This is a genomic window from Methanimicrococcus hacksteinii (assembly GCF_032714515.1).
GTDB lineage: Archaea > Halobacteriota > Methanosarcinia > Methanosarcinales > Methanosarcinaceae > Methanimicrococcus > Methanimicrococcus hacksteinii.
In genome coordinates, this window is sequence record NZ_JAWDKC010000019.1 from 39296 (window position 1) to 55976 (window position 16681).

At 36.1% G+C, this 16681-nt stretch carries 13 protein-coding genes and 1 CRISPR repeat array (1 of these 14 only partly in view); of the genes, 5 read left to right on the plus strand and 8 right to left on the minus strand.

The window, feature by feature from the left end:
* Positions 1 to 67 precede the first annotated feature (67 nt).
* Both MmiAt1_RS05880 and MmiAt1_RS05885 read right to left on the minus strand, forming a co-directional pair.
* Entirely contained in the window at positions 68 to 1096 is a 1029-nt protein-coding gene (locus tag MmiAt1_RS05880; protein ID WP_318785962.1) for a PIN domain-containing protein, read from the minus strand.
* Entirely contained in the window at positions 1083 to 2585 is a 1503-nt protein-coding gene (locus tag MmiAt1_RS05885) for a class I SAM-dependent DNA methyltransferase (protein ID WP_318785963.1), read from the minus strand. The genes MmiAt1_RS05880 and MmiAt1_RS05885 overlap by 14 nt, the downstream gene beginning before the upstream one ends.
* Positions 2586 to 2787: 202 nt before the next feature.
* On the opposite strand from MmiAt1_RS05885, the gene MmiAt1_RS05890 reads away from it, so the two are divergent.
* A complete protein-coding gene (locus tag MmiAt1_RS05890) occupies positions 2788 to 4587 on the plus strand; it encodes an ATP-dependent nuclease (protein ID WP_318785964.1) in 1800 nt (599 codons plus the stop codon).
* Positions 4588 to 4625: 38 nt separating this feature from the next.
* Positions 4626 to 5198: a hypothetical protein gene (locus MmiAt1_RS05895; RefSeq protein WP_318785965.1), complete on the plus strand. Its 573-nt coding sequence runs from the start codon at positions 4626 to 4628 to the stop codon at positions 5196 to 5198.
* On the opposite strand, the gene thiE is transcribed toward MmiAt1_RS05895, so the two are convergent.
* From thiE to cas3, 6 genes are all read right to left on the minus strand, one after another.
* Positions 5182 to 5856 (minus strand): thiamine phosphate synthase, encoded by a 675-nt coding sequence (gene thiE / locus MmiAt1_RS05900; protein ID WP_318785966.1) that lies wholly within the window; start codon positions 5854 to 5856, stop codon positions 5182 to 5184. The genes MmiAt1_RS05895 and thiE overlap by 17 nt on opposite strands.
* 113 nt (positions 5857 to 5969) lie before the next feature.
* Positions 5970 to 6845, minus strand: a complete 876-nt coding sequence (thiM, locus tag MmiAt1_RS05905) for a hydroxyethylthiazole kinase (protein ID WP_318785967.1) — start codon at positions 6843 to 6845, stop codon at positions 5970 to 5972.
* A gap of 165 nt (positions 6846 to 7010) precedes the next feature.
* On the minus strand, positions 7011 to 7871 hold the full coding sequence (gene cas7c, locus MmiAt1_RS05910) for a type I-C CRISPR-associated protein Cas7/Csd2 (protein ID WP_318785968.1): 861 nt from the start codon (positions 7869 to 7871) through the stop codon (positions 7011 to 7013).
* Positions 7872 to 7948: 77 nt separating this feature from the next.
* The gene (cas8c, locus tag MmiAt1_RS05915) at positions 7949 to 9799 is read right to left on the minus strand and encodes a type I-C CRISPR-associated protein Cas8c/Csd1 (RefSeq protein ID WP_318785969.1); all 1851 of its coding nucleotides are present in this window, start codon (positions 9797 to 9799) and stop codon (positions 7949 to 7951) included.
* The gene (gene cas5c, locus MmiAt1_RS05920) at positions 9796 to 10530 is read right to left on the minus strand and encodes a type I-C CRISPR-associated protein Cas5c (RefSeq protein WP_318785970.1); all 735 of its coding nucleotides are present in this window, start codon (positions 10528 to 10530) and stop codon (positions 9796 to 9798) included. Before cas5c ends, cas8c begins: the two co-directional genes overlap by 4 nt.
* Before the next feature lie 70 nt (positions 10531 to 10600).
* Positions 10601 to 12838 carry a CRISPR-associated helicase Cas3' gene (gene cas3, locus MmiAt1_RS05925; RefSeq protein WP_318786027.1) on the minus strand — a complete coding sequence of 746 codons (2238 nt, stop codon included), beginning with the start codon at positions 12836 to 12838 and terminating at the stop codon, positions 10601 to 10603.
* A 255-nt stretch (positions 12839 to 13093) separates the two neighbouring features.
* On the opposite strand from cas3, the gene cas4 reads away from it, so the two are divergent.
* The 3 genes from cas4 to cas2 all read left to right on the plus strand — a co-directional run bounded on the left by cas4 (position 13094) and on the right by cas2 (position 15170).
* Positions 13094 to 13765, plus strand: coding sequence for a CRISPR-associated protein Cas4 (gene cas4, locus MmiAt1_RS05930; RefSeq protein WP_318785971.1), 672 nt, complete (start codon positions 13094 to 13096; stop codon positions 13763 to 13765).
* A gap of 69 nt (positions 13766 to 13834) precedes the next feature.
* Positions 13835 to 14866: a type I-C CRISPR-associated endonuclease Cas1c gene (cas1c, locus tag MmiAt1_RS05935; RefSeq protein ID WP_318785972.1), complete on the plus strand. Its 1032-nt coding sequence runs from the start codon at positions 13835 to 13837 to the stop codon at positions 14864 to 14866.
* A 13-nt stretch (positions 14867 to 14879) separates the two neighbouring features.
* Positions 14880 to 15170: a CRISPR-associated endonuclease Cas2 gene (gene cas2 / locus MmiAt1_RS05940; RefSeq protein ID WP_318785973.1), complete on the plus strand. Its 291-nt coding sequence runs from the start codon at positions 14880 to 14882 to the stop codon at positions 15168 to 15170.
* 197 nt (positions 15171 to 15367) lie between these two features.
* Positions 15368 to 16681: direct repeats of the CRISPR family, unit length 32 nt; unit sequence GTCGCATCCCTTGCGGATGCGTGGATTGAAAC (it continues 2547 nt past the right edge of the window).

Here is a 16681-nt window from a genome sequence, read left to right on the forward strand (position 1 = left end):
TTGTTACGTCATTAATTTGAATATTTAAATCTTCTGAAACAGTAACATCCACTGTTACTGAATAATTCTATTCTGTTCCCGTGGGTTCTTCAAAATCTTCAGATCGAAAAACAGCAAGAATCTTCATATTAATCTCATAATCTATCCCTGAATATAAATCACTCACATTGATAATTTCAGGAGGTTTAGTCATATCAGAATACACGTAGATATGTGAATCCAAATCTTCATTTTCAACAAAATCAATATCATAATTTACTATTGTACAATGGTCATAAACTTCATTTTCATTACAAGTTTTGAACAAGTTTTGGAAATAATTAAAATCTACATGAAAATCATCTGTTTTTAACCAATTTTCAATTAATTGATAATTTGGATCATCATATTCATTATCTGGGATGGGTGTTTTCCCTAATTCTTTTGACCAAATTTTTAATTGTTCATAAATGTCTTCTTCTTCTGAAATGATATGTATATCACAATTGAATAATTCCAAATATTCTTGTTTTAATATTTCACAAAAATTTTTATCGTTACAATAAAAAATAATATTCGAATTGGGATTTTTCTCTTTAAATTCAATAACGCTTTCCCATAACAACGCATCTTTAAAGCCTTTATCAGATCTTTTATCAATACCTTCAAATGGTGCTTTTTTTTCAAATGCTCTTTTTATTATTTTTTCAAATTTATTTTCAGAAGGTAAATCTAAATTAAAAATTTTTACAGAATAATGTTTTAATTGATTTTGATATTCTTTGATTTTTTCATCTATATATGATTCATACGCAATGTCTTTTTTTTCAATGTTAAGGTACAAATTTGGAAATTTGTGACGTGACATTTTTTTGAAAATCTCTTCATTTTCTTTTATTTTTTTATGATATGCATCAATTTCCTGTTTTTTCATTTCTTCCCATACAACAATAGGAATTGCAATGGATATTTCTGAATAAATATCTAAAACTTCAACTTTTTCAATAATTTTGTTTAATGTTAAGTTGAAATTGAATTTTGTAAAATCAGCAGAATTAGTATAATTAACAAATAGTTTGTTAGTATCAAATATAACAACGTAATCATTTGAACTCATACCCAATCGCTCCCAACTTCTCACGAATGTCATCTTCCAACTCATGCGATTTTTCAAACAACTCTGAAAGTTCTGATGTCAATCTTTTCATTTTGTCATCAAACGGTTCGCTGTCTTCTTCCTGTTCGGCAATTCCGACATAACGGCCGGGCGTTAAAATGTATTCTTGTTTGGCAACGTCTTCAGTTGTAACGGCGGCGCAGAAGCCTTTGACGTCTTCCAATGTGCCGTTTTCAAAGTCTTTGAAGGTTTGAGTGATTTTTGAAATATCTTCGTCTGTCAACTCTCTCAATTTTCGGGAAACCATTGTTCCCATGTTTCGGGCGTCGATAAAGAGTGTTTTTCCGGTTTGAGGCTTGTCTTTGTTTAAGAACCAAAGAGAAACCGGGATTTGCGTTGTATAGAAAAGCTGAGGCGGCATGGCGATAATACATTCAACCAAATCATCTTTGACGATGTTTTTACGAATTTCGCCTTCGCCGCCTGTTTGGGAGGATAAAGAGCCGTTTGCCAAAACCAAACCGATTTTGCCTTTCGGCGACAAGTGATGAATCATATGCTGAAGCCATGCAAAGTTGGCGTTTCCTGCCGGCGGAATGCCGTATTTCCAGCGAACGTCGTCGGTTAATTTGTCGGCGCCCCAATCGGAAAGGTTGAACGGCGGATTGGCTAAAATGTAATCGGCTTTTAATTGCGGATGGCAGTCATCAAAAAATGTGTCGGCGTTGAATTTCCCCAAATTCGCTTCAATGCCGCGAATAGCTAAGTTCATGGTCGCCAATTTCCAAGTGTTGGCATTGGAATCCTGACCGTAAATTGAAATGTCATTGATTTTTCCCTGATGATTTTCAACAAATTTTGCTGACTGAACGAACATGCCGCCACTGCCGCAGCAAGGGTCGTAAACACGGCCGTGGAAGGGCTGCAAAACTTCAACCAATGTTTTGACAATACAAGACGGGGTATAGAATTCGCCTGCCTTCTTGCCTTCCTGTTCTGCAAATTGAGATAAACAGTATTCATAAGCGCGCCCGAGAAGATCTTTTTCATCATGTACCGCCATTTGAATATTGGTAAACAAATCAACAACATCGCCGAGGCGGCGCTGATCCAATTCCGGCCGGGCGAAATTTTTCGGCAAAATGTCTTTCAAGCGTTTGTTTTCTTTTTCAATAGAACGCATGGCATCATCAATGACGGTTCCAATTTCAGGGGTGTGAGCATTTTCGGCAATAACATTCCAACGTGCTGATGGCGGAACATAGAAAATATTTTCAGCCGTATATTCGTCGATTTCTTCCTCGTAACCCTTGCCTTCTTCTTTTAAAAAATTATATTTTTCTTCAAATTTGTCGGAAATGTATTTTAAGAAAATTAAACCGAGAACAACATTTTTGTATTCGGCGGCATCCATATTTCCACGTAAAATACAAGCTGCGTCCCAAATCTGTTTTTCGAATCCTATGTCAGCGCCATTTTGTTTTGCCATTTTTGTTACCTCTTGTGAATGAAATAAATTGTAAGTTTAGTTATAAAAAGAATCTGATTTAAATGTTGAATGTTGAAAGTGTTGATCAATTTTATTCAATTAAGATTCAAAAATATCTTTACATATGTTTGAATTATTTTGATTTCAAAGGTAATAACATTTAAGATATTGGGTGATTTATATATGGATTTAGGTGATTTTATTGATACTTTCAAAAATTGAAATTAAAAATTTTAGATCTATTAAACATCTAACTATTGATACCGATACAAAATGTCAAATTTATGTTGGTATTAATGAAAGCGGAAAGTCAAACATCTTAAAAGCCATTTCTTTGCTTAATTCTAATGAATTTTCAATGGACGATATAAGATTTGAAGGAAAACAAGAAGAGCCTATTGAAGAATCATTTGTTAAATATTATTATGAATTTGATGAAATGGAAGTCGAAAATATATTTGATGATATTAAATTCGCAATGTATAATAATGCAAATCTATCATCGGAGTTTGTTGATGAGATTATAGATCAACGAAATGTAATAACAAAATATCTTGTAGGTTCAATTCCTGGTTACTGTCTCTATAATCTTAAAGATGCTGAACGAAAAGTAATTGTAAATTCTATTTATGAAGAAGCTAAAAAATTTTTAATTTTAAAAGCTACTGGTAATGAATTTGAACAGTTAGGCTATTTCGATGAGACTTTAATCGCTGTTATTTCTGATTATGTATCTAAAAATTTACCTAAAATTATATATTGGAAGTATGATGAAAACCACCTCCTCCCTAGTGCAATTAACTTATTCCAATTCCAACAAAATCCATCAATATGTCTTCCCCTACAATCAATGTTCTACCTTGCTGGCTATAAAGATATACAAAAAATAATTACAAATGTAAGAAGTGCTAGACGTAATGCATTAGAAAATATTTTAGACAAGGTTTCTTCCAATAGTACAGATTATTTAAATGAAATATGGAAGGATTATGGAAATATCAAATTTCATTTGGCGTTGGACGGAGAAAATCTGAATATCCACATTCAAGATGAAGAGAATAAATTTGATTGTGATCAAAGAAGTGATGGATTTAAAAGATTTATTGCATTTTTGTTGTCATTATCCGCTAAAGTAAAGCATGGTGAAATTGAAAATTCAATTATAATTGTAGATGAGCCTGATGTAAGTCTTCACATTTCTGGTCAAAGATATCTTACAGAAGAACTGATAAAAATGTCTATGAAGAATCTTGTATTTTATTCAACTCATTCCATTTTTATGATTGACTCAAAAAAGCCAGAACGACATTTTATAGTAAAAAAAGTCCGGGAAGAAACTGTTGTAGAGAATGTAAAAAAATCAAATATCACAGATGATGAGGTTATTTATAGAGCATTAGGATTTTCGGCATTTGAAACTTTAAAAGAAAACAATTTAATTTTTGAAGGTTGGTCTGATAAAAAGGTTTTTGATACCGTTTTAAATTCTGAAGATTCGAAAGCTCCCGAAAAATTCAAAACATTTGGGACAACTTTTTCCACAGGGGTAGCTGATATTACCCCCATCGCAAAAATATTGGAATTGGCAAATCGTAACTATTCTGTAATTAGTGATTCAGATGAGGTGGCAAAAAGATCAAAAAAAGAATATATTGAACAACAAAAGTGTGTTGGATTATGGTATATGTATGGAGAGCTTGTACCTAATATTTTCACTTTAGAGGATTTTATAAAACATGATTCATTCAAACATCCAATTGAAAATTCGCGACAAACTAATCCTCAATTAACAAAAGAATTTGATTATGATGGATTCTCAAAAATTCAATTTAAAAGAGTTGATTTCATCAGAGATTGGGTTAAAGAATGTGCCAATAATGATTCAAAAAAAATAAAAGAAATAATGATGGAAATTAAAATTAATCTTTATTCAAATATTTTAATTTCAGACATTGAAGAACAATATTTTGATTTTATGAATAATTTAAATGAAAAAATCTGAAAATTAATTTTAAACTATATTTTAAAAAGGTGACAAAAATGCCCGACCACAAACTCATATCCGAAATCGAAACAACTTTCACAACAAGCATTCTCAAATACCACGACGAAGATCTCGACATCTGCCTCGCTTTAAAAATTCCCGAAAGCGCCGAATTCATAAAATTCTACGACGAAACCGGAAATGAAACAGACGAAAAAAATGCCGCCGTAAAAGAATACAAATCCGAAAACATAACTGTCACCCGTAATTTGAAAACAAAAGACATTCAAATCAAAGCAACGCCCGAACCCCACGACAGCGACCTTTTCAGAAAATTATTCGTCGTCAAAAGTTATTACGGCAACCCTTACGAATTATCCGTTGTCAAATTTGCCGAAAATCATAAGATTTCCGAATCACCGGATGCTCTCAAAAAGTTCTTTGAAAACGAAGTCCGCGTCTATGAATATATCCCCAAACGATACAGATATCTTCCGAATGATGTCAAAGAACTCGCTTTTGAAGTGAATGACGGAAAACTTGAAATTAAAATCAAAACCAAAAATCAGAGCTCATTGACCGAGTTAATTGATCTGCTTTTGGAAAACAAGATTATTTTGCAGCATTAAGCTGCAAATACAATTTTTCGGCGGCTTCTTTTGCATCATCGCTTCCCATAATCGCCGACACAACCGCAGCCCCGTCAATCTTCAAACCGGACAGTAAAGGCAAAGTCTCCAAATTGATTCCGCCGATTGCAACAATCGGAATGGAAACCGCTTTTTGAATTTCTTCAAAAATCTCCAAAGCTCCGACAGCTTCAGGCTTCGTTCCCGTCTGAAAAGCAACAACACCTAAATAATCCGCGCCGTCCTTTTCAGCCTGAACAGCTTCTTCAACGGACCCGACGGAAACACCGAGAATCTTATCCTTCCCGAGAAAACGGCGGCAAACAGAGGCCGGCAAATCATCCTGTCCGACATGCAAACCGTCGGCATCAACCGCAAGCGCAATGTCAAGCCGATCATTAATCAAAAAAGGAATTTTTCGGCCGCTTGTGCTCCGCATTTCTTTCAAAAGCGCCGAAACCTCAAGCGCTTTTTCGTAAAATTCGAGAGAAGAGGCATCTTTTTCCCGAAGCTGAACAATCGTCACGCCGCCGAGAACGGCCTGTTCGATTTGGTGCAAAAATTGATCCGGCGGACAAAAAGACCCGTCGGTCACAAGATAAAGCGAATAATCAGGTTTTCGTTTATTGACCAAATATTGTGCCGGTTCTTCCGTCATTTTTTGCCGCCTTTGTCACCATTGTAAATGAATAAAAACAATAACGTTAAAATTCAAAAAATAAAAATTGAATGAATTTGAATGAAATAAATTTGAATGATTGAATAAATCAATCACTCAACATCTTCATAAATTTTCGCATTTTTCAAAAAGTCGTCCGCATCAATTAAGTTGAGCGCGTCCATATATTTGGTGTGGAATGTTCCCGTTCCCGCGTTCACCTTTTCAATTTCCGCGTAAGCATATTCGCCGGCAAGGCCGCTGAGAACAAAAGCCCCGAGAACAGCATTCAACAAGTTTTCCTTTGTCTTTTCAGGTGCTGCGCCCGCGTAAGCGCCGGTCAGCGCACTCAAAACACAGCCGGATCCTGTGATTTTACAAAGCATCGGATGGCCGTTGGCAACGAAATACGTTGTTTTGCCGTCGGAAATGATATCGACTTCACCGGTTGCGCCGACAACACAGTCGAATTTTTCGGCCATTTCTTTAACAATGACTGCCGCTTCTTTTGCATTTTCCATCGTCACGGCATCCGTTGCGGCAGCTTCCACGCCTTTTGTGTGGCCGGCAAAGCCGTAAAGGGCGCGGATTTCGGACATATTTCCGCGGATGATGTCGGGTTTGACTTCATCAATAATTTGTTTGGCGGTTTCGTCGCGCAGTTTGGTTGCGCCGGCACCGACCGGGTCCAAAATGACGGGAACGCCGATTTGTTTTGCTTTTTTGCCTGCTTTGAGCATCGCTTCAATTTGGAGCGGCATGAGTGTTCCGATGTTGAGGACAAGCGCTTGGGAAATGGCGGTGATGTCTTCGACTTCACGTGTGTCTTCAGCCATGATGGGCGCGGCCCCGCAGGCGAGAACACCGTTGGCGCAGTCGGTAATTGTCACACGATTGGTGATGCAGTGGACGAGAGGAATGTTTTGCTTCACGTTTTTAAGGGACTCTGCCGCTGCAAGGTTTGCGTTTTCTGAGATTTTGAGTGTCATAATGTTACCTCTGATAAGTAAAACAGCGATGAGTTTTGATTTATCATATATAAAAATGTTGAAAGAAAAATGAGGGGATGACAAATTGAAAAAATTACATATTTAAAAAATAACAAATGCTTATCTTTTATATTTTAGAATCTAGATAAGCATCAGGATTACAAATTACTGAACTTGAACAATCTTTTTAGTTCCTTCAATTACTTCTCCGTCCAGCATAATTCTGTAATCATTGAAACTTCTGGCCGGTCCGTCCGTTGTTCGTTCCCATTTAATTCTATCAAAGAGTTCTTGAGCCGGTTTATTTCCGAGAGGCGAAGAATGTTCAAAAATGATGAGCTTTCTCGTCGTCATTAAACCGCGAGCAGCTGAATGATCATGTTCAAACATATTTTCTAAAGCGTTCCAAAATAAATCTAAATCATCCTGTGAAAAACCTGTTTGAGCAGCAAGATGGGCAGATACAAATCCGTGAGCCATATAAACGCCGTAAGGAATCGTATATTTCCGTCCCATTGTACGGTTTTCACCGCTTTGGCTTTCTGCTTCCTTTTCAGTAGCGACAGCCATTCTTGTAATACTGTGTTCCAATGCGACAACGGGTTCCAACGATCTTGAAAAAGTCAATTGGACTGGACCGCGAACCTGTCCCGCCTTTTTCCCCGTATTTAAAACGGCACCAAATGTCCGAATGTCATAGTAATTCTCACACATCCAAAGACGAGCCGCTTCAATTTTGTCCTCTTTTTTTTCTTTTGATTTGACTGTCTTATCTTCGTGAGCTTCATCAATTAAAGAATTGAGAACGGCTTTTTCTTTAACAAAAATGTCATACGGCCGCTGACAATTTTTAACGATTGTCACATAATTTCTAACCTTTCGTTTCAAACAAACATCTGTGACAAGTCCCATCCCGTTTTCAGCGTCTACACGAGGCAAATTTCCTGCATCGGGATCACCATTCGGGTTTCCGTCTTGAACATCATAAATCAATACAAAATCATATCTTTTTTCAATTTGTGTCACGAATATTTCTCCATATTTTTTATATTAATTATTATATGAAATTTACAACTTTCGGATTTTTATTCACTAGTCAAAACTCATTCTTCGCAATTTTCGTTCGTTTCAATTTTTTCCTTTTTGGTAAAGAGATCTTGTCGTTGGTGGTAATAACCGATTGCAAAACGTGCTTGGTCTTCCATTGAAAGGTGAGAGGGTATATCGTTTCCGATTCCGTTGAAAATTTCTCCCAATATATTTTCGTACCAAATTTTTCTTCCGGGATTCGAAAGTTTTGCAAGATGATAATTTTTAAGTTTTAACAATTGCGGATAAACAGTTACGGGAGTGGATGAAGCCGCACCGTAATAATGGTCTCTAATTGTTGTGTTTAAACCAGGATTTACATCTTCTTGTATTTTTTCAAGCACTGCAAAAAGTCTGCCGAGACGATATCCGACGTTCATGTTGTTTGTATCAAGTGACACTTTTATTTCCTCCTCATTTGTTTGGTGTGTTCTGTAATATCGATTTAAATAAGCTTTCAAAATTCCTGCCTGAATGCGAGTTATTTTTTGAGTTGCTCGGATTCGCCGAATTGTTTGATTCAACATTGTAACAGGGTACGGAGTTCCGTTCATAACGGATTGAACAATTGCGCCAGCAAGATTCGGCGGTAAATTATCAATTTTGTTTTTTTGAGCTATCGTCCCTTGTTTGTATTCAGGTTTGCCAAATCCCGATGGTGAATTATCAACTTTTTTTTCTTGAGTCATCGCCGAAAGAATCCAAAATAAAGCATATTTACCTACATCATTTTCAGAACGGACAATTTCAATGTCATCAAAATGCTGTTTGATTTTCATTTCAAATTCTGGAATTGATCCTTGATGCCAAAATCGAATCGAAAGGCGCACTTTATTTGGAACTAATCCTAAAATATAAAATTTGTTCTTAGATTCTGATCGTTGAGCACCCGTATAAACACGTTTGTATAATTGTTCAACAGCTCTTATCTCTGCATCCGGATCATCTTGTGAAGAAAGCAAACACGGAAAAATATCTTCAATTTCATCTTTTTTCTGTGACCAAAAAATAGTTGTTGTGTCTCCAATTTGAACTTTGTTTCTTGAATCTTTTCCGAGAAGTTCATTTAAAGCCGTTGTATATGCAATGGCTGCACTTTCAGAGACAGGGGCATTAAAATTTTGTTTTTTTCCGTAAGATCCGAAAGAATCAAGATTAAATGAAACAATATTTGCGCCTGAGGGGTGTGCATTATAAACTCCTTTAATTGACGGATGTAATCGTGCAATAGGTTTTTGTTCGCCTGTAATCAAACAAATTCCTTCTACATCTGATTCATTTTCAGATGTTAATTGTATTATAGCATATTCTAAAGATTTACAAATAATATTTTCAGATTCAACAATTCTAAATGTTAAATTTGCATTGTTTTCAAAAGCTTGTACCCATGTATCTTTAATAGATTCGTTTTCCATAATTTTAGATACAGGATCGTTTTCTAAAAAAATTAAAACAGGGTTTATGATTGTTTTTGACCTTTCATCCGGAAAAGATTGTCGCAAAGTTTCAAGAAATGCTTTTTGTTTTTCGACAACTCTTAACTTTTCTTTGTCTATTTTATTTTTCGTTTTCGCTTCCTTTTCATTTTTAGGGGTTATAATTCCAAAAACATATTCGACATTGCCCCAAAGGAGATTTGCTTTTATTCCACTTGTCTTTTTAACTTCGGCAGGTACTAAAAACTGTTTTGTTCTTATATTTTTTCCTTCTCCTTCCCTTGTATCTTCGATTGTGATAAATCGCCCATCAGCGTCTAAAACAATGATATAAGGAATTTCTTTTTTCTGCCATCCTTCTGGAGCGATTTGACTGTCCGGCAAAGCTGCTTTCCGTTGATAATATTCGTAAAGTGCCTGAAGAATCATTTCCGAACCTCCGGACTGTCCCATTCAGGAATATCAAGAATACCATTCTCAATTTTAGCTCGGAAAAAAACAGGGTTTGGATCATCAGGGTTTGTGAAATCCATGTCATAAAGCATAAAACCCATATCTTGATTCATATCAATCGGTTTTTCCAAATCTTTGGAATTCAATTCAGACTCTTCAACAAGCCGAAAATAACAAGAAAATTCGCGGCAGCCCAAATAAGGCTGATTAAAACATTGACCTTTTTTTGCACGCCTTTCAAACATTGCATTGTATTTACCAGGATTTTCGTCCTTTCGTTGTTCAGTTGAAACTTCTTCTTCCGCATCAATCAAATATTCCGGTAACGGATTATGAACTTTACCGCGTTTTTGCAGCGGAATGAATTCAAGCTCAGCATAAAGCCGATATTTTACATCTCTTAAGAACAATCCGGCTCGTTGCTGTCTGGAATCTTCGATAATAATACCATTGTTTTTAGAATTCGTTGTCATGACAGACCCAACTTCATTTCGCCGAACAGATATCCATGAAATCGGTTTTAAAATTTCAATTTTTTTGATATTCCATTTTATTGCAGGTTTCCAAAATATTGCCTCAAAAACTGCACGTGCTGCAGAAGGCGTCATAATATCATAGCTCACACGTTCGACTTTCATTTCGGGACGTGTAAAACATGCAAAATCACCGGAAACTTCAAGACAAAATGTTTTATTGAAATATTCCATATTTTCCTCCTTTCTTTTAATTCAGTAATCAAGTATCCAAATATAGGATATTAAATAAAAATAATTAGGATTATACAAAAAAATCATCGGTTTTTAGTTCTTCTGAAACTTGGAGACCTTTAACCGAATCATATAAATGTTCCGAACATTGAACATAGATACCGTTTATTTCTTCAATCATTCCATTTCTTTTCATCTGCTCCAATTGATTCTCGTAAATGATTACAGCATATCCTTGAAGTTGTCTCATCAGATATTTGGTCGGACCGCCCCAACGAAGCTTTTCAATCAATTTCTCAACATCCGCAGATTGTTTTTCATAAATTTTATTACTATTTTGCCCTTCGTCAAATTCATTATTCTCAAATTTATCGAAATATTTGACAATAACTGCATATTGGTTCGAGTCATCAATCATTTTAAATTCATTTGAAGCTTTTCGGAATTGGATTTTCAACAGACAGGCGTTTTTTATAAGCAACTCATTTATTTCTTTTTGGTCAAAATTATTGACTTTTGAATAAAAATTTTTAAAATAAATTTCAAAATTTTCCGGGTTCAGTTGAGTATATTTTTCAGGATTGTACGAATAAAGTTCAAATCCGGAATCTTCTGATTTTCTTAAAAGACCGCGCGGTGCTTTTGTCGGAGATTTAAATACACAGACTTTTCCAATCGTTTGTTTTCCTTCGCGATTACAACGTCCTGCAGCTTGTGCAATACGGTCAAGACCGGAAAGTGCCCGAAATACAACCGGAAAATCAATATCTACTCCTGCTTCAATTATTTGTGTGCAAATAACACGAACCGGTAAATTTTGTTGAAGTTTTAATTTTATTTCTTGAATGATTTGACTTCGATGACGAGAACACATATACCCTGATAAATGAATTGTTCCTTCCGGCATTAAATCATAAAGGTCTGAACAATCCGTTTTAGAACTGACAATACATAATATTTGGTCATATTCAATTAATTTTTCAGCAATCTCTTCCCAAGATGGAGGAGAAGTCAAACTTCCAAAAACTTCTATTTGCACACGTTGAAAAGCTTGAAAGAAGGAAGGGGGATCTGCAATGATTTCTCGTACATCTTTTTCACCAAATACTTTAAATGTGGCTATTTCAGACCCGATATTTCCGGTTAATGCCGGTTGGGTTGCTGTGCATAAAACAATTGATGTTTTAAAACAATGTGACAAACTTTTGACACTCATAAGAATGGGTTTCAGATATTCCGGCGGAAGTGTTTGAGCTTCATCAAGAATAATTACGGAATTTGAAACATTATGTAATTTTCGGCACGCTGAACTTTTAGAAGCAAAAAGCGATTCAAAAAGTTGAACATTTGTTGTAACAACAATCGGGGCATCCCAATTTTCAGTTGCAAGTTTGGATTGAAGCGTTTCTTTTTCGGGTTCCAAATTGCAATGGTGTTCAATCACGTTTTCTGAGCCAAATATCTTTTTGTATTCGGCCGCGGTTTGTTCAATAATACTTGTATAAGGAATGGCAATAATTATTCTTTTTTTCCCATACAAAAGAGCATGCTCTAATGCAAAGGCCATTGAAGAAAGCGTTTTTCCGCCGCCTGTCGGAACGGTCAGTGTAAACAATCCCGGTTCGAGTGAAGCTTTTTCACGGCATTCATTCAAAATCTTTTGCCGTTCTTCATTCACTACGGAACGGTTTGCTGCGGACGTTTTTTGAATCATATAGTTACCAAACAACTCTTTAAGTTCCGGCAATGTTTTGTATTGAGATCTCAATTCTGTCAAATTCGGTGACATAAAATATTCCGTATCTAAATAATCTGCGTCAACTAAACAAGAATAAAGCATACGAATCCACAAATGCAATTCTTCTTGAGAAATTGGCATATTACAAGGAGATGATTTCGGAAACGAAACAGACAAAATTTCATCCGGAATATTTCCTTTTAATGCTTTATCCAAATGATGAAATACTTCTTCTTCTGCAATCCTTTCGGGCAAAGTTTTTCCTTTTGAGCCGCAATCGTCCCAATCCGGAAGTCCCGTATGATGACCTGCAATCAAATATCCTAAAACAATTTCAGATTTGGGAAATGGAATTTTTTGCTCAGAAGCAATTTTTGAACAATAAATTGCTCCTGCAATCGAATGATCAATTTTTTTATAAACTTGTATTTTGTTTGAATCAAGTTCTTCTTTTTCGTTCTCTTCATATTCGCCATTACTTTTTAAAAGATAAGTTTGCCATTCCGGATTAAATTTTCCAAGATCGTGCCACATTCCTGCGGTTTTAAGCCAATCCCCGTTTTCAAAAATATTTGCAAAAGATTCAGCCTAAGATGAAACGCAAAAGAGATGATCTGACAATAAATGATCAACTCTGCCGTCTTCAGTTTTTTTAAAATGAGCTAAAGTATGATTCATAATTATTGTCCTAAAATGGTTATAATTTAACAAATTAATCTGGTAATATATACTAAAATTTTTATAATTGGTAAAGGTTATCAATATGCTATTTATAATAAATATTTTTCGAAATATTAATTCTTAAAACTTATTCGAGAACATTTTATGTTATACACACAAGACGAACTGTTAATGCTTTCCAATATCCAGCATTTTTCTTTCTGTAAAAGACAATGGGCATTCATTGTCATTGAAAATCAATGGATTGATAACAAATTAACAGTTGAGGGGCAAAACCTTCATAGAAAAGCTGATGATGAAACCTTCATCGAAATGCGAAATGATGTGATTGTTACTCGTGCAGTTCCAATTGTATCGTATGAACTCGGTTTATCCGGAAAATGTGATGTTGTCGAATTTCATAAAAATGAAAACGGAATAAATCTTCCCGGAAGAAGCGGAAAATATATTCCGATTCCGATTGAATATAAACACGGAAGCAAAAAGGTGAATGATATTGATATTGTTCAATTATGTGCTCAATGTATGTGTTTAGAGGAAATGCTTCATGTCAACATACCGACAGGGCATATGTTTTATCACAAGACACGACGGCGCGAAGAAGTTCAGCTAACGGAAGAACTGAGAAATAAGGTTCGATCTTTATGTTTGGAAATGCATGAGGCGTTTCGAGCAGGAAGATCTTATCCGGCAGAGCGAAAAAATGGATGCAAAAATTGTTCGTTTTATGATATGTGTCTTCCTGAATCGTTTTCAAAGAGAAAAAATGTACAAGAGTACATTAATGAAAATCTAAAAATGATAAATGAAGTTTAAGAATTAATAAATTGAAATGAGAATTTGAACTTAATTTATATAATATAATAAAATGCGGGAGTTGGAATTATGAAAAAACTCCAAAATGTTTTTTACGTCCTACAACCTGATGTTTATCTTTCAAAAGACGGCGATAATATTGTCGTTTCAAAAGATAAAAAAGAAATTAAGCGTCTTCCAATCCATACAATTGAAAGCATTGTATGTTTTAATTATCAAGGCGTCAGTCCGGCATTAATGCAATTGTGCGGTGAACGCAACATCGGAATTTCATTTTTCACTCCAAACGGCAGGTTTCAAGGAAGAGTTTTAGGTTCAATTCAAGGAAATGTGCTTCTTAGAAAACAGCAATATAGATATTCTGACAATGAAACCGAATCAGCTAAAATTGCACGGAACATGATTTTAGGGAAAATATTTAACAGTCGCGTTGTTCTTAAAAGAGCCGTCAGAGACCATTCTGAAAAATTAAATATTTATGCAATTGAAACTGGTGCCGATATATTGGAAAACAGTATTGAAAAAATCAGGAATGCTGAAGCCCTTAACACAATTCGAGGAATTGAAGGAACTTGTGCCAAAGCTTATTTTGAGTCATTAGATCATTTAATTCTTCACCAAAAAGAAAATTTTTATTTAATTGAAAGAAATCGCAGACCTCCTTTAGACAACATGAATGCTTTACTTTCTTTTCTATACTCTATGTTAACAAATGATATACGGGCAGCTTTAGAATCTGTAGGTCTTGATCCATATGTTGGTTTTCTTCATCGAGACAGACCCGGAAGAGTTTCACTGGCATTAGATTTAATGGAAGAGCTCAGACCTGTGATGGCTGATCGTGTTGCGTTATCATTAGTAAACAGGAAACAAGTCAATTCGAAAGGGTTTATAACCAAAGAAAGCGGCGGTGTTTTGATGAAAGATGAAACGCGTATGACAGTACTCAAAGAATGGCAAGAGAAAAAGAAAGAAGAAATAACACACCCTTTTTTAAATGAAAAAATCGAATGGGGTCTTGTTCCATATGTTCAAGCTCTTCTTTTAGCCCGTTATATTCGCGGAGATTTAGAAGAATATCCACCGTTTTTATACAAGTAAAAAGGAATTTGAAATGTTAATGCTCATTACATATGATGTTAATACTGAGACATCAGAAGGAAAAAAAAGGCTTCGAAAAATCGCGAAAGAATGCCAGAATTATGGTCAACGTGTTCAAAATTCTGTTTTTGAATGTTTAATTGATCCGACCCAATTTGCAAAACTTAAATATAAATTAGAATCAATTATGGACCTTCAAACGGATAGTATCCGTTATTATAATCTTGGAAGTAATTGGCAAAATCGTGTAGAGCATATTGGGGCTAAAGAAAGTTATAATCCCGAAGGTTTTTTATTTGTTTGAAAATTTTAAAAATATGCATAATTATTTTTTGCGAACCCAAAGAACACATGAAAATACGGTAATGTTCGCAAATTTACCGAATAGTGACGTTTTGTAATTTTTTTCTCCGACAATGTTATATCCTTTTTCTTTTTATTGAATATGTTCGCAAAATCACGTAAAAAAACGCTATCAATCTCTTTTGTGATTTTTGCGATGTCGCATCCCTTGCGGATGCGTGGATTGAAACTACGCACCGAAACGAGAAGGAACTTTGATTGACGTCGCATCCCTTGCGGATGCGTGGATTGAAACTAATCTCCTCTGTCGTGAGATTTCCACATAACTTGTCGCATCCCTTGCGGATGCGTGGATTGAAACAAAAAATAACTGATTCAGATTAAACCGTTATCTGGTCGCATCCCTTGCGGATGCGTGGATTGAAACATTTACAACGGCGGAAACAAAAATTTTTGTTTTGTCGCATCCCTTGCGGATGCGTGGATTGAAACAAAGTGGAAACGGCAACCCGATTTAATCAATCGGGTCGCATCCCTTGCGGATGCGTGGATTGAAACAAAATCTTCGCGCCGGCTAAACGACAAGAACCGCGTCGCATCCCTTGCGGATGCGTGGATTGAAACTATCTTGACCCGACGCCGCTCAAAGCCGATTTAAGTCGCATCCCTTGCGGATGCGTGGATTGAAACTCTCATTATCCAAAGACAACGCAGACGACATCAAGTCGCATCCCTTGCGGATGCGTGGATTGAAACTTATTCGAGCAGTTCTCAGACATCTAATTATCGCATGTCGCATCCCTTGCGGATGCGTGGATTGAAACATGAAGCAGCAGCCAATTGTGAACACTGTAAACGGTCGCATCCCTTGCGGATGCGTGGATTGAAACAAAATATCGGCACGGTAAATGCCGTTATCGTAAGTCGCATCCCTTGCGGATGCGTGGATTGAAACCGTCAATCGCCGGATACAGCGTTGAAAAAGACGTGTCGCATCCCTTGCGGATGCGTGGATTGAAACGAACCACTGATCAAACGGAAAAATCATGTCAAAAGTCGCATCCCTTGCGGATGCGTGGATTGAAACAAATTCACAGTGAAATGGGCGCATTCCGGCGCCAGTCGCATCCCTTGCGGATGCGTGGATTGAAACTATTTCGAGTTTATTTCCGTTTTTATCGGTCAAAAGTCGCATCCCTTGCGGATGCGTGGATTGAAACCAAAAAGAAAGCGGATATACTGAAATGAGCAAGCGTCGCATCCCTTGCGGATGCGTGGATTGAAACCGCTGATAGCGAAATTTATATTGTAAAAATGACCGTCGCATCCCTTGCGGATGCGTGGATTGAAACTCATAAAGACGGGTGTTCGCCGTTTCGGGATTATGTCGCATCCCTTGCGGATGCGTGGATTGAAACCAAAAAAAGAAGTGGACGACTTATTAAAATCAATGTCGCATCCCTTGCGGATGCGTGGATTGAAACAAGCGTATTGTATCCGTAAGACTGCCGG

Excerpts from the sequence above, each read along its gene's own strand:
- thiE (WP_318785966.1), bottom strand. The coding sequence starts at position 5,856 with ATGACGGAAGAACCGGCACAATATTTGGTCAATAAACGAAAACCTGAT.
- cas8c (WP_318785969.1), bottom strand. The coding sequence starts at position 9,799 with ATGATTCTTCAGGCACTTTACGAATATTATCAACGGAAAGCAGCTTTG.
- MmiAt1_RS05880 (WP_318785962.1), bottom strand. The coding sequence starts at position 1,096 with ATGAGTTCAAATGATTACGTTGTTATATTTGATACTAACAAACTATTT.
- cas5c (WP_318785970.1), bottom strand. The coding sequence starts at position 10,530 with ATGGAATATTTCAATAAAACATTTTGTCTTGAAGTTTCCGGTGATTTT.
- cas1c (WP_318785972.1), top strand. The coding sequence starts at position 13,835 with ATGAAAAAACTCCAAAATGTTTTTTACGTCCTACAACCTGATGTTTAT.
- MmiAt1_RS05895 (WP_318785965.1), top strand. The coding sequence starts at position 4,626 with ATGCCCGACCACAAACTCATATCCGAAATCGAAACAACTTTCACAACA.
- cas4 (WP_318785971.1), top strand. The coding sequence starts at position 13,094 with ATGTTATACACACAAGACGAACTGTTAATGCTTTCCAATATCCAGCAT.
- cas2 (WP_318785973.1), top strand. The coding sequence starts at position 14,880 with ATGTTAATGCTCATTACATATGATGTTAATACTGAGACATCAGAAGGA.
- thiM (WP_318785967.1), bottom strand. The coding sequence starts at position 6,845 with ATGACACTCAAAATCTCAGAAAACGCAAACCTTGCAGCGGCAGAGTCC.
- MmiAt1_RS05885 (WP_318785963.1), bottom strand. The coding sequence starts at position 2,585 with ATGGCAAAACAAAATGGCGCTGACATAGGATTCGAAAAACAGATTTGG.